The organism is Niabella pedocola, assembly GCF_021044425.1.
Lineage (GTDB): Bacteria > Bacteroidota > Bacteroidia > Chitinophagales > Chitinophagaceae > Niabella > Niabella pedocola.
This window is the reverse complement of sequence record NZ_JAJNEC010000005.1, coordinates 1,681,716-1,695,018: the sequence shown is the minus strand read 5'-3', so window position 1 is coordinate 1,695,018 and position 13,303 is coordinate 1,681,716. Positions and strand designations below refer to the sequence as shown.

General features: G+C 49.4%; 11 protein-coding genes. 5 read left to right on the top strand and 6 right to left on the bottom strand.

Annotated features, from left to right (window positions below):
* Nucleotides 1–165 precede the first annotated feature (165 nt).
* Nucleotides 166–963: an SMP-30/gluconolactonase/LRE family protein gene (locus LQ567_RS14650; RefSeq protein ID WP_231005272.1), complete on the bottom strand. Its 798-nt coding sequence runs from the start codon at nucleotides 961–963 to the stop codon at nucleotides 166–168.
* 188 nt (nucleotides 964–1,151) lie between these two features.
* On the opposite strand from LQ567_RS14650, the gene LQ567_RS14645 reads away from it, so the two are divergent.
* Genes LQ567_RS14645 through LQ567_RS14625 form a run of 5 tightly spaced genes read left to right on the top strand, consistent with a single transcriptional unit; the run spans nucleotide 1,152 to nucleotide 7,374 of the window.
* Entirely contained in the window at nucleotides 1,152–2,474 is a 1,323-nt protein-coding gene (locus LQ567_RS14645; protein ID WP_231005271.1) for an aspartate aminotransferase family protein, read from the top strand.
* Nucleotides 2,475–2,482: 8 nt separating this feature from the next.
* A complete protein-coding gene (dgoD, locus tag LQ567_RS14640) occupies nucleotides 2,483–3,661 on the top strand; it encodes a galactonate dehydratase (RefSeq protein WP_231005270.1) in 1,179 nt (392 codons plus the stop codon).
* Nucleotides 3,662–3,671: 10 nt separating this feature from the next.
* A complete protein-coding gene (locus LQ567_RS14635) occupies nucleotides 3,672–4,430 on the top strand; it encodes an SDR family NAD(P)-dependent oxidoreductase (protein WP_231005269.1) in 759 nt (252 codons plus the stop codon).
* Between the two features lie 6 nt (nucleotides 4,431–4,436).
* Nucleotides 4,437–5,828, top strand: a complete 1,392-nt coding sequence (locus tag LQ567_RS14630) for a hypothetical protein (RefSeq protein WP_231005268.1) — start codon at nucleotides 4,437–4,439, stop codon at nucleotides 5,826–5,828.
* Complete coding sequence (locus tag LQ567_RS14625; protein ID WP_231005267.1) at nucleotides 5,809–7,374, top strand: SLC5 family protein; 1,566 nt, start codon at nucleotides 5,809–5,811, stop codon at nucleotides 7,372–7,374. Before LQ567_RS14630 ends, LQ567_RS14625 begins: the two co-directional genes overlap by 20 nt.
* 3 nt (nucleotides 7,375–7,377) lie before the next feature.
* Here LQ567_RS14625 and LQ567_RS14620 read toward each other — a convergent pair whose 3' ends face one another.
* The 5 genes from LQ567_RS14620 to LQ567_RS14600 form a co-directional block, all read right to left on the bottom strand.
* Complete coding sequence (locus LQ567_RS14620) at nucleotides 7,378–8,496, bottom strand: hypothetical protein (protein ID WP_231005266.1); 1,119 nt, start codon at nucleotides 8,494–8,496, stop codon at nucleotides 7,378–7,380.
* A gap of 98 nt (nucleotides 8,497–8,594) precedes the next feature.
* A complete protein-coding gene (locus LQ567_RS14615) occupies nucleotides 8,595–9,122 on the bottom strand; it encodes a YceI family protein (protein WP_231005265.1) in 528 nt (175 codons plus the stop codon).
* Between the two features lie 222 nt (nucleotides 9,123–9,344).
* Nucleotides 9,345–10,514, bottom strand: a complete 1,170-nt coding sequence (locus tag LQ567_RS14610; protein WP_231005264.1) for a TlpA disulfide reductase family protein — start codon at nucleotides 10,512–10,514, stop codon at nucleotides 9,345–9,347.
* Between the two features lie 77 nt (nucleotides 10,515–10,591).
* Nucleotides 10,592–12,037, bottom strand: a complete 1,446-nt coding sequence (gatB, locus tag LQ567_RS14605; protein ID WP_231005263.1) for an Asp-tRNA(Asn)/Glu-tRNA(Gln) amidotransferase subunit GatB — start codon at nucleotides 12,035–12,037, stop codon at nucleotides 10,592–10,594.
* Between the two features lie 186 nt (nucleotides 12,038–12,223).
* Nucleotides 12,224–13,222 (bottom strand): PDZ domain-containing protein, encoded by a 999-nt coding sequence (locus LQ567_RS14600; RefSeq protein WP_231005262.1) that lies wholly within the window; start codon nucleotides 13,220–13,222, stop codon nucleotides 12,224–12,226.
* Nucleotides 13,223–13,303: the final 81 nt, after the last annotated feature.

The following is a 13,303-nucleotide window of genomic DNA, read 5'->3' as shown; positions in this document are numbered from 1 at the left end:
TTACCGGCAGGCGGCACTGATGTTATACCCTGTCGAAATCCGTAACTACATCAGGAGAATAAATAGCAGGCCTCAAACGGAGGCACAACCTTGAACTTTAAGCTGGAACAGCTGCTACCATAGCAAAAGAAATGATGCGCTAACATGATCCGGCGGACAGGTGGTCTATAGCAAACCCCTTGCATCAATTGGTATCTGCAATAACATACCTTTTTCCGCCTCGGTAACGATCAGTCCCTCACTGCCGCGGGGATCCAGGGCACAGTTGGTAGGATTTGTTCCCGGTAAAGGGATCGCCGCTGTTACACATCCATCCCGGCTTATTTTTTGAATGACCCCTGCACCATACACGGCTACATAGATATTTTCGGCTTCATCCAGTGCCATACCATCCGGGCCTACGGTGCCTCCGGTGTTGGCTACGATCGTGGGTTGTGAAAGCAGGGCGGTATCCGCATCCCAGCAAAACTTCCAGATCAGCCGGGTGCCGGTCTCCGCGATATATAAACGGGTGCCTTCCCGGTTAAATGCCAGTCCGTTCGGGTAGTACATGCCTGTTCTTATTTTTAAAACCGTTCCTTCAGGGGTTAAACAGCATACATAACCTTCTCCATCGGTCAACCGGTCGCCGGGACAGGTAAATAAAAGCCGGCCTTTCGGATCAAAGGCAAGATCATTCGGCATTTTCAATGGCTGGTCATCCAACTGGTCAGCTATGGTATTCGTTGTACCGGTTGCAGGATCAAACGTACGGATGCTGTTCTGTTTCGAATCGCAAAACCAAAGCCGGTTGTCTGTATCAATGGCAATGCCGTTGGGTGCTCCGTCTACAAAATACCGGTACAATTGGTTGTCCTTATAGCAGATCAGGTTGCCGGCTTCTTTTTCAACCAGCCAGATGGCGCCCTCCCGGTCGAAAGCCGGTCCTTCCGGAAATGCAATGTTGTTGATGAGTGTACGCATATTTTTTTTATAAAAAGCTAGGATAATATCATAAATGTATACATTTTTGCACTAAATTAGTATACAGAAAACTACTTAAACCGTAGACCTAATTGATGTGATTGCTTAATATGTTTATAACCAACAATATATATTTTAAACATACAGATTGCCTGCTAAATGCATTACAATTTAATCATTAGTTATTTATGCAAGAAAATGTCAACTCCGCTCAGATCCTGGCGGAAAATCAAAAATGGATACCGGGAGGTATCGTTTCGTTAAACCGGAAGTCGGACCCGAATATCTGTTTTGTGAAAGGTAAAGGCAGCCGCGTACAGGATGCTGACGGAAATGAATACATCGATTACCAGGCGGGATTTGCGGCTTCGTTCCTGGGGCACAATGATACGGACGTAAATCAGGCGGTGGCCGAAACCCTGCGGGAAGAACAGGTGTTAATGGGTGCAGGCCCTACTTTACTGGAAGGAGCCTTCGCGCGGCTATTTTGTGAATGCGTACCCACGGCTGAAAGTATCCAGATCACCACTACCGGATCGGAGGCAACCTATCATGCCATCCGGATCGCCCGTGCCGCTACAAAACGAGATCATGTGATCGTGATGCAGGGCGGCTATAACGGATGGCATAACGATGTGGCCTGTAATGTTATCAGTCCGAAGGAGGCCGTAGGACCGTTTCAAAGTGCCGGGGAATATCCTTTTGATGGATTGAGTGCCGGGGTACCCGAAGCACATAAGGCGTTGGTGCATGTGGTAAACTTTAACGATCTGGCGAGCGTGGAGTTGATGGTGCGTCAATACCCGGTTGCCTGTATACTGCTGGAGCCTATCCTGCAAAACATTGGTATTGTAAAACCACAGGAAGGATACCTGGAGGGACTGCGTGCGCTTGCAGACGAACATGGCTTCCTGCTGATCTTTGATGAGGTAAAAACCGGTTTCCGTCATGCACTGGGCGGTTACCAGTCCATCTGCAATATCGTTCCCGATCTCTCTACATTTGGCAAGGCCGTTGCCAACGGGTATCCCCTGGGGGTGATCGCCGGCAAAAAGAAATACATGGATTACTTTGTACATCCTGATAAAGAAGAACGGGTAATGATCGCCGGAACCTTTAATGCATTTCCGCTGACCACCGCAGCGGCAATTGCCACGCTGGAAAAGCTGGCGGATCCTGCCGTTGGGGTGTATGCACATGTAGAGCAACTGGGTGCGATGCTGGAAAAAGGGTATAATGAAATTTTTCCTAAATTGGGTGTACCTTTTTATGTAGCGCGGCAGGGTTCTGCTTTTTGTACTTATTTTATGGATCATGCGCCGGTGCATTATCATGATATCCTGGAGCATCACAACTTTGAGCTGGATACCCGCTACCGGAAGCGGTTAATTGAAAAAGGAATTTTCAACTTCCCGTCTGCGATCAAACAGGGCAGCATTTCTTATGCACATACTATTGCTGATATTGAGCAAACATTGGAAGCAACCGAAAGCGTGCTGAAAAACTTATAAAAGCGATTATGAAGATAACTGCGATTGAAACGCTGGTGTGCCATGCACGCATGCGTAACTGGATTTTTGTAAAAGTGGTGACCGATCAGCCGGGGCTCTGGGGTTGGGGTGAAGCCACACTGGAATGGCATACGCAAGGCGTGGTTGGGGCAATCAGGGATCTGAGCGAACTCCTGGTTGGCGAAGACCCGCGGCGGATCGAATACCTCTGGCAAATGATGTACCGTCAGCACTTCTGGCATGGCAACGGGGTGGTACGGGGCACGGCGATCAGCGGCATCGACATTGCCCTCTGGGATATTGCGGGCAAAATTCACAACGTGCCCTGTCATGAGCTTTGGGGTGGACGTGTACGCGATTATATCCGCCTGTATTGTCACCTGGGCGGCGGACGTATGGAAGATTTTTACGAAACTGCGCCGGACGATGCAACGCGTTTTGGCGAGCTGGCGCAGAAGGCTGTGGAAGAAGGGTTCACTGCCTTTAAATCGATGGCTGTACCGGAAACCATGCCGCTGGAAGGATTGCGGCCGGTTAAATATGCGGAGGCCTGTGTAAGAGCCATGCGGGAAGCCGTGGGCGATGATATTGATATTATGGTGGATTGCCATGCCCGGCCCAGTCCGCGTATGGGCATGCAGTTTGCCAAGGCACTGGAGCCTTACGGCCTGTATTTTTTTGAAGAACCCTGCTGGCCCGAAACGATGGAAGATATTGCATTGATCCAGCGGGCGGTTACCACACCCATTGCAACCGGCGAACGGCTGATTGGGGTGCATGCGTTCCGTGAGCTGCTGGAAAAACGCGCGGTGAGTGTGATCCAGCCGGATATTACCCACTGTGGCGGACTCTCAGAAGTACGCAAGATTGCGGCCCTGGCAGAAGCCTACCGGGTGTCGATGGCGCCGCATAATCCGCAGGGGCCGGTGAGTACCGCGGCTTCTATTGAGTTTGGATTTGCCACGCCTTCTTACATCATCTGCGAAAGTGTACATAAGGATGTGGAATGGCGCAATGATGTGGTATCGGAAGGGTTTACGGTACAGGAAAAAGGACGGATCGTATTGCCCAATAAAAAACCGGGGCTGGGTATTGAGATTGATGAGGCCGTGGTAAAAAAATATCCGTTCCAGCAGGAGCTGTTACAACGTACCTTTTATAAGGATGGTAGCGTGGGCGACTGGTAAATTTAAAAGCATGCAGCAGTTAAACGAAAAAGTGGTTCTCATCAGCGGAGGACTGGGCGATATCGGAATGGCCATTGCAACAGCATACCTGCACGCAGGGCATACCGTTTCTTTATGCGATACGGAGCCGCAGGAAAAAGCGCTCCAACGCTTAAACGAACTGCAGGGAACTGTTGATTATCACAAAGTGGATGTTTCCGATGCAGCGGCGGTGGCAAACTGGATCGCAGCCGTACTGGAGCGTTTTGGCAGGATCGATGATTGTATTGTAAATGCGGCAAGGGTTACCCTTAAAGATTACCGGAGCATAACGCCGGAAGAATGGAAACGGGAACTGGAGGTAAACCTGGATGGAGCGTTTTACCTGGCTAACGGGGCAGCGCGCTATTTTAGTGATGCACAGGTGGCCGGCAATATTGTATTCCTGGGAAGCTGGGCAGCGCATGCGGTACATAAAAACCTGCCTGCTTACAGTGTATCCAAAGCCGGCCTGCGGATGCTTTGTCAATCCATGGCCCTGGAATATGCGCCCTATGGCATCCGCATCAATGAGCTGGCGCCGGGCTATGTAAATGCCGGGCTGAGTAAGGAGGTGTGGAGCGCTGCTCCGGATCTGCAGGAATCGGCGCGCAACCAGGTGCCGTTAAAAAAAATCATCGAGGCAGGTGAAGTCGCCGCCCAGGTACTGTGGATCACAGCTCCGGAAAACCGGCATCTGACGGGTGCCACGCTTTTACTGGATGGCGGACTTTCGTTAATCAGGCCATAAACAGTTATGAATAAAACAAACGAACGGATGGATCATACCGCACGCCTGCGGGCAAAATTTGGTATGGCACAGGCGGATATTACGCCACCGCTGGGTATTTATGCACGCAACTGGGGGGCAGCCATCTTCGATAATGCGAATGGCGTACACCGGCCGCTATGGATGCAATGCCTGGCCATTGAAACAGCCTCCGGTCAACAGGCCCTGTTGCTTACGGCCGACCTTGGCTGGTGGAAAAACCAGGAAGATGAACGCCGGCTGCGGCAGGCGTTGCTGCAGCATTTTAACCTGCAGGAGGAACAATTGCTTTTTTGTTTATCGCATACACATGCCGGCCCCAGCATTTGCTCCAATGATGTGGAGCAGCCGGGCGGCTCTTACATACGGCCTTACCTGGATGCATTAAAGGCAGCTGCGGTAACCTGTATCCATGAGGCTCTTGCGGGAATGGAAGAGCACATATTGGTATGGAGTACCGGTTGCTGCAACCTGGCCACAAAACGGGATCTGAAAGTAGGCAATGATTACCTGATCGGTTATGACCCGGAAGCAAAAGCAGATCAAACCCTGCTGGTAGGTGAACTAAGAAGCCCGGATGGTCAATTAAAAGCTGTGTTCGCCAATTATGCCTGCCATCCCACCACTTTTGCACACGAGAACCGGCTGCTTTCCCCCGATTTTGTAGGCGCCCTGCGGGAACTGGTTACTACCCATACATCAGTACCCTGTATGTTCTTACAAGGTGCATCCGGAGACCTGGCGCCCAAAAAACAATATGTAAGTGATCCGGAGATTGTAGACGCCAATGGCCGGCAACTGGGTTATGCCGTATTATCCGCACTGGAAACACATCCGGGCTCAGATACCAGCTGGACCTTTGACAGCGCCCTGGTATCGGGCGCACCGCTGGCGATCTGGAAAGAAAAACCGGTTGAAGTGTCTGAATGCCTCCGGCTACGAAAAGTGATCGTGCGGGTGCCCTACAAACAATTACCGGATGCGGAACTGATAGAGCAGGAATACCACCAATGTGAAGACCGGGTATTAAAAGACCGGTTGTGGCGGAAGCTCAATACCCGCATCGCGATCGGAAACAATAGTCATGCAACGCTACCCGTATGGATCTGGCGTCTGGGGACTGCTGTATTGGTGGCACAGCCGAATGAGGCCTATTCCGAATTTCAGGAAAAGCTGCGGGCTTTTTTCCCGGGTACCGCCATTATCTGTATCAATATTGCCAACGGCTATGTGGGGTACCTGCCTCCGCAGGATCTGTATGATAAGGACATTTATGCCGTATGGCAAACACCCTATGCGCCCGGTGCACTGGAATTGCTGATCGAAGAAACGCGGAAGGAAATTGAAAAAATACTGACAGATGAAACTGCAATGGATTGACCTGCTCATTTTTGGGATTTATATCATTGGCGTAGTGGCGCTGGGATTGTATGCTACGCGAAGAAGTGCGCGTACCAAGCGGGATTATTTCCTGGCGGGGGATAAGCTACCCTGGTGGATGATCGGCGGTAGTATTATTGCGGCCAACATCAGCAGTCATCACCTGGTAGGCGCCATGGGAACGGCCTACAGCCGGGGTTTTGTGGCCATTACACTGGAATGGGGCGCCATCCTCATTGGCTTTAATGCATTGTTGTGGATCTTTCTGCCTTTTTACCTGCGGAACGGTTTTTATACCACCCCCGAATACCTGGAAAAGCGCTTCGGTACCAAAACGCGGGTATTGTACGCCCTGCTGATCTTATTTACCTATGTTTTTGTGGAGATCGGTGCCGTATTGTACCTGGGCGGACTTACGCTGCATGCCTTATTTGGTATCCCCATCCTGTACAGTATTTTGGGAATGGCGTTGCTAACGGGATTGTATACCGTGCTGGGCGGCCTGCGGGCGGTGATCTGGACCGAAATGGTGCAGCTGGTGGTGCTGGTGCTGGGCGGCATCATTTTAACCTTCAGTACCATTCATGCGGCCGGTGGTTTCGGTGCGATTGCCGAATCTTCAAAAAACTGGAAAATGTTTTACCCGGCTTCGGACCCGGATTTTCCCTGGACGATGTACCTGGGTGGCCTGTTGTGCATCAGCGTTTTTTATTGTGCCACCAACCAGTTCATTGTACAGCGGGTGCTGGCAGCGAAGAATGAGTGGCACGGGCGTATGGGCGTTATCTTTGGGGATTATCTCAAATTCCTGGTACCCCTGATCATTACCGTTCCGGCATTGATTGCACCCAAATTCCTGCCGAAGCTGGAGCAGCCGGATCTTTTGTTTGCAACCCTTGTGGAAACACTGTTACCAAAGGGTTTGGTGGGATTGGTAATGGCCGGATTGATCTCCGCGATCATGTCGCATATTTCGGGGGCCATCAACTCCTGTACCACCATTTTAACGGTAGACGTATATACCCAGTTCATCAACAAAAAAGCGAGCGATGAACAGGCCGTTCGTTTTGGCAAACGCTCGGGTGTGGTCATCATTCTGCTGGGGATTCTCAGCGCGATCCTTTTGATCAGTTATTCCGATAAGCCGGTATTCCTGTACCTGATGAATCTTTACGGACTGTTCACCCCGGGCATTGCAACCATGTTCCTGATGGGCGTTTTCTGGAAACGAACCACCGCAGCAGGGGCGCTGGCGGCCGGATTGCTGACCATCCCGCTTTCGCTGCTGATGGAATTTTGTTTTCCGCAAATGCCGTTTTTCAACCGCACTGGTATTGTTTTCTGGACCTGTATGATCCTGTGTGCTTTAGTAAGCCTGTTTACCGCGGCATCAAAATCCACAGAATTAAACAACCTGGTATGGACCCGGGAAAGCCTGCGCATACCAGAGCCGGAGAAAAAATATTACCGGGGCCTGCGCAATCCCACCATCTGGTGGCTGCTGATTACGGCAATGGTGCTTTATTTTTTTGTACGGTATTTTTAACGTTCAATCTGTTAATACCGGCGCCGCAGGGGCAGGAGTTAGCGGAGCTTTATCGGTAACGGGTATTTCCGGTATGCCTTTATATTTGTACGACTTTTCCGGTTCTTCACAGGTGGTGTAAAATAAAGAACGGGGATCCGTTGGCGCTTCGGCATCGTTCTTATCAATGGCCTGCAGCGTTACCCGGGTATATTTTCTCAACACCCCATCATCATGATAATCGCTGCTTTTGTGCCGGTTGTAATCCTTCTTTTTATCAAACACCTGGTTGCTGATATATTGGTTTGAAGCGGCATCGTACGTATATGCAGCGGTATCCGGTTCCTCAAACGGCCGGTACCGGTCATTGGTATACATAACGGTTTCGCTCCCGCGGGACTGTTTATAATCGGCTTTCAATTGGATTACTTCACGCAGTTGATCCGGCGCTTCTTCCTGTTTTGCAAATTGCCGGCTTGTAAGGGTGGTTGCCAGCAGCAGCACTCCTTCTTGTGTAACAATGCACCCTCTAAACGGGTCGTGGTACCGGTCGGGCTGATGGTACACCAGGATATAATCATTTGCTTTTACCGGAAGTAAAAAACCACCGGGCTCTTTTCCGGTTTGCGGCAGTCGCCAGGGTGCATCCAGCTGATGGCTGAGCATGATCTGTTGAGGATGATATACCGTATCATACACGAAAGGCGCGGAAAAACAATTGGCATGTTCATTAAATACGCGTTTCACCGGAGCTTCATCAAACCGGATAAAGGTGTGGCCCCGCTCAAATCCGCCAAACGCCAGCCGGATACCTTTGATGGCCGTATCGTTGCGGGCATATACGGAGAACACCTGGTCCGGCTTATCCGGATAAAACAAAAGCAGTTCTTTTTCGAGGGTGTATTTTCCAAAGACCATCGTGGCATAGCCATACAACAGGAAGGTGCTGTCTTCAAACAGGTAAATGCCATCAGATGTGCCGCCATACCGGCCCTGCAGCTGTTTATATGAATGACCGCTTTGACCATATGCCGTACAAAAGATCAGCAGCAATAAAAGAAACGACGTGATTTGCTTATACAAAATATGATTCCGGATTGGTACTGCGGTTGCCGATAAAAGGGTGTTTAAAATTGTGATCATCCGGCTGCAAATATGCTGCTTTCCCGGGTAAAAAGAAACGGATGCCATAAAAAAAGCGATCGCATGGATCGCCTTTTTCTATCGTATTTGAGAACGGATTAAGCCTGTTTTACCAGTTCTGCGTTGATGTGTAATTTTACTTCATCTGCTACTACGATGCCGCCGGCTTCTGTAACAGCGCTCCAGTTCAGTCCGAAATCCTTACGGTTGATTTTACCGTTCAGTTCAAAACCGGCAACGGTTTGTCCGTATGCATTGGGTCCGATACCGCCCAGTTCCACATTTAAGGTAACGCTTTTCTTTACCCCGCGGATGGTCAGATCACCGGTCATTTCAAATTCATCGCCGCCTTTTGAAGTGATGGCGGTTGATTCAAACGTTAACTTGGGGTGGTTGGCCGCGTCAAAAAAATCAGCGGATTTTAAATGCTCATCACGTTGCGCGGGTCCGGTTGAGATACTGTCGATATCTGCACTGAAGGTAACCTGCGCATCGCTGAAATCTTCTTTATCGGCAATAACGGTGCCTTCAAAGCTGTTAAACTTCCCGGATACGTTTGAAATTACCAGGTGTCTTACTTTAAAACCTATTTCCGAATGCATCGGATCAATTGTCCATGTAGCCATAGTTATATTTGTTTTTGTGATTTGATAACACAAAATTAGTACCGGAACAACCGGTTGAAAATAACCTAGATTAAGATGGATGGTTAAGATTTTGTAAAGACCATCGGAAATCGTTTTGCATCCAGGCCCATTGCATATAAAGCTGAACCATAAAAAACGCCCTTTTTTGGATCTTTATTCCATAAAAAGGGCGAAAATAGCTGTTTATACGCCTGAAAAGGATCAGGGAAAGATTGCTGTCAGCTTGTTTTCCAGGTCCATGCCCCGCAAGCCTTCCGCAATGATTTTTCCCTGCGGATCAATCAATACATTAAAAGGGATCCCTCCGAATTTATACATCGGCACTACGGGCGATTCCCATTTCTTAAGGTCGCTTACCTGGGTCCAGGCCAGCTTGTCATTTTGAATGGCATTCTTCCAGGCATTGGCATCATCATCCAGTGAAACACCTAAAACAGTAAATCCTTTGGTTTTGTATTTATTGAAAACGGCCACTACATTGGGGTTTTCAGCGCGACAGGGGCGGCACCAGCTGGCCCAAAAATCAACCAGTACATACTGTCCTCTGAAGGAGTTCAGTGCTACCGGTTTCCCCGAAACATCGGGCAGGGTAAAATCCGGGGCCTGTTTGCCCACCCAGGTACGGTCTTCCGCTGCCTTGATCTCCTGCTGCAGGTTGAGTTTTAAGCCGGCAACTGCAATATGATTGGGAAATTTTTTGGTTACATCATCAATCAGGGCAACCACCTGTTTATTGTCCAGCGGCTCCAGGCCCAATCCCTGTCCGTTAGCCGTAGACTGGTAATAGCCCAGTTCAAACATGGAAAGGGCCGGGTTAATACCTTTTTTGATCTCGCCCAGCGCATATTCCCGGAGGGCCACCCCATCTTGTTTGATGGTCTGCATCAGCGGGGCAAGGGTACTGTCTGCAACTTTTGTAGTACGCAGGCTGTCCAGCTTATGCGTATTGTTAACCAGCAGGATCATTTTATCATTAAAAGCCACCATAAAATCCTTCATCGCCTGGCTGGCCGGTGAATTTTTTACTTCAAATTTTTCAGGCATCTGGGGGTTGCGGGTGCTCATCGTAATGCTGAGATCAACCTCCGGAGCGTCGTTAATAACGGATGCTACCGGAAACTCCAGGGCATCCAGCCGGATGTTGTACACGGCATCTTCCAGCGCCTCGGTTTTAAGCGTGAATTTTCCGGTGAGGATATCGGCGGAGTCTACGATCACCGGTTGCATGGAAGCTACGGGTACCTCTTCCAGGTATACTTTTTTTGCCTGGGTATTAGCAACGCTTCCGTTGATGATAAAGTTTTTTTTATGGTCCTGTTTACATCCTGCAAAAATGATTGCCAGGAATGCAATGGCGATGAACTGTTTCATTTTTTTGAATTTTCAAAAACAGACCTGTAAGGTTCGGGCCTGTTGTGCCGGCGCAAAACCTTACAGGTCCTATGTGCTTATTGTAATTTCTTCAACAATATCTCGTTGGTCTTTTTCGGGTCTGCCTTGCCTTTTGTTTGTTTCATTACCTCCCCTACAAACAGTGCCAGTAGGCCTTTCTTTCCTTTTTTGTATTCTGCAACCTTGGGTGCCAGCTTTTCCAGCACGGCATCAATCACCGGCTCCAGGTCTGCTGCATCCGATTGCTGGATCAGGTTGTTTTTCTCTGCCAGCGCCAGGGGCTGTTCTTCCGGATGTTGTAATAACAGCAGGAACAGTCTTGTGGAGGCAATGGAAAAGCTCACTTTTCCGGAATCTACGCACTGGATCAGCGCTGCTATCGATGCCGGTTTCAGCGGAAAGGTCTCAATCGGCTGGCCGTTTTCATTCAGCCAGGTCTTTATTGGACCCAGCATCCAGTTGGCGGCTGCTTTATAATTTTTTGTATGCTGCAGGATGGTTTCAAAATAATCGGCGCTATCCCGTTCTTCGGTAATGACCTGCGCATCATATTCGGGCAGCTGATATTCGGTTGTATACCGGTGAATGCGTTCGGCGGGCAGGGCCGGTATCATCTGGCGGATGTTGTCGATGAAGGCATCTTCCAAATCGAAAGGCGGCAGATCAGGATCCGGGAAATACCGGTAATCTTCTGCATCTTCTTTATCACGAATAGCGAAGGTGGTGCCATTTCCGGCATCAAAGCTGCGGGTTTGCTGGCGGATGGTTTCTCCGGCCTCCAGTAAACCCATCAGGCGTTCTGCTTCAAAATCAATGGCCCGTTTTACATTCCGGATGGAGTTCAGGTTTTTTACTTCAACCTTGGTGCCCAGCTTTTCAGTTCCTCTCAGGCGAACGGAGATATTGGCGTCGCAGCGCATGCTGCCCTCTTCCATATTGCCGTCGCATACCTCCAGGTAGCGCACCAGTTTGCGCAGTTCTGATACATAGGCGAAGGCTTCCTCACTGCTGCGGAGGTCCGGCTCTGTTACGATCTCTACCAGGGGGGTTCCTGCACGGTTGTAATCTACAGCCGTATTATAAGGATCTACATCATGAATGCTTTTTCCCGCATCCTCTTCCATGTGGATCCGGTTGAGCCGGACATCCCGGGTTCCGGCAGCCGTTTTAATGGTCACATGCCCGTTTTTGCAAATAGGGGTGGTGTGCTGCGAAATCTGGTAGCCTTTCGGCAGATCGGGGTAAAAATAGTTCTTCCGGGCAAAGTAGTTCTTTTGCTCAATTTCGCAATGACAGGCCAGTCCCAGTTTCACCGCATATTCAATCGCTTTTCGGTTCATTTTAGGTAAACTGCCGGGGTGCGCCAGGGTGATGGGGCTTACATGGGAATTGGGTGCCGCGCCAAATGCAATGCTGTCTCCGCAAAAAAGTTTGCTTTCCGTCAGCAGCTGGGCATGCACTTCCAGGCCGATCACAATTTCATATTTTTCACTCCATTCCATGTGTTCCGTATCAATTGTTCAGGTTCGCGAAGATACGCAAGGAGATTGGTTTTCCCGGGCATTAAAAAAGCCGCCACGATTCAACCGGGGCGGCCTTTAAACCCTAAATCACGAAAACTTAAAAACTATCAGCATATAGAGATATGCTATGGTTATAACGCTTCCGGAAAAAAAAGGTTGAAAAATTTACAGATCTGCGGTTTTTATACGGGCAGACTGGGTTACGGTGATCGATTGACTTTTCCCGTTCCGGGTGATCTTAAAGTCCAGCGACGGTTTGCGGTTGCTGCGGATCAGCCGGGTGGCCTGATCGGTACCGTTGGCGGGCTGACCGTTGATCTCTTTTACGATATCGCCGCTTCTTAAACCTGCTTTATCGGCATCGGAGCCCTTATCCACGTCGAGGATCTTCACGCCATCACCTTTATCCAGGTCCTGGATGCGGATACCGATTTTGGGACTGTTCGTTTCAAAGCCAGGATTGCCATAGAACCGGAAATTACGGCTTCCGCCATTCTGGTTGGGCAGCTGACGCATCAGATCATTAAAATCGATATCGGGCGCCGGAAAAGACTCCGCACTGTCACGGTTGAATCCCAGGGTGGCAGGGGCCTTCCATTTGGAAAGGGTTGCCTGGGTTGTGTAGGTTTTGTTATCTCTTTTGTAGGCGATGGAAACCTTATCGCCCGGTTTTTTATCTTTAATGGCTGCAGAAAGGGCATCAGGGGTTTCAATGGCTTGTCCGTCTATAGCGGTGATGATATCGCCTTCTTTCAGACCTGCTTTATCAGCAGCACTTTCTTCTGATACATTCTTCACTGTTACACCGTCTTCGGTTTTCTGTGTCAGTACACCCAGCATGGCCTTATTGGGTGCGGGCATTTCCTGCCAGTTGTTGCCCCCAAAAGTGCTGAAACTGCGGCTCCGTCCAAACGGCCCTTCTTCATTGTACACGTCCAGATCCTTAATCTTTTTCCGTTTTACAATGATATTGCCTTCTTTATCGGCATCCACCGGTTCGCCATTTACGGTAACCTTATCGCCGTCTACGACAATGGTCATCTTATCATCTGTTTTGCCCTTTTTAGTGATAATGATCTGTTCGGCTTCTTTGTTTTGATTGCGGTTCTGCGCAAACCCCAGGGCGGGCATCAACAGCGCAAAAAGTACATAGTACGACTTCATTTTTTAATAATTTATGGTTCAACCCGTTTCCAGAAATACGTTTTCTTTCGTAGATCAAAGTTAGGAGGTTTGAGAAATACG

Coding starts and splice junctions, on each gene's coding strand:
- LQ567_RS14630 (WP_231005268.1), top strand. CDS start 4,437: ATGAATAAAACAAACGAACGGATGGATCATACCGCACGCCTGCGGGCA.
- LQ567_RS14625 (WP_231005267.1), top strand. CDS start 5,809: ATGAAACTGCAATGGATTGACCTGCTCATTTTTGGGATTTATATCATT.
- gatB (WP_231005263.1), bottom strand. CDS start 12,037: ATGGAATGGAGTGAAAAATATGAAATTGTGATCGGCCTGGAAGTGCAT.
- LQ567_RS14600 (WP_231005262.1), bottom strand. CDS start 13,222: ATGAAGTCGTACTATGTACTTTTTGCGCTGTTGATGCCCGCCCTGGGG.
- LQ567_RS14620 (WP_231005266.1), bottom strand. CDS start 8,496: ATGATCACAATTTTAAACACCCTTTTATCGGCAACCGCAGTACCAATC.
- LQ567_RS14615 (WP_231005265.1), bottom strand. CDS start 9,122: ATGGCTACATGGACAATTGATCCGATGCATTCGGAAATAGGTTTTAAA.
- LQ567_RS14650 (WP_231005272.1), bottom strand. CDS start 963: ATGCGTACACTCATCAACAACATTGCATTTCCGGAAGGACCGGCTTTC.
- LQ567_RS14645 (WP_231005271.1), top strand. CDS start 1,152: ATGCAAGAAAATGTCAACTCCGCTCAGATCCTGGCGGAAAATCAAAAA.
- LQ567_RS14635 (WP_231005269.1), top strand. CDS start 3,672: ATGCAGCAGTTAAACGAAAAAGTGGTTCTCATCAGCGGAGGACTGGGC.
- LQ567_RS14610 (WP_231005264.1), bottom strand. CDS start 10,514: ATGAAACAGTTCATCGCCATTGCATTCCTGGCAATCATTTTTGCAGGA.
- dgoD (WP_231005270.1), top strand. CDS start 2,483: ATGAAGATAACTGCGATTGAAACGCTGGTGTGCCATGCACGCATGCGT.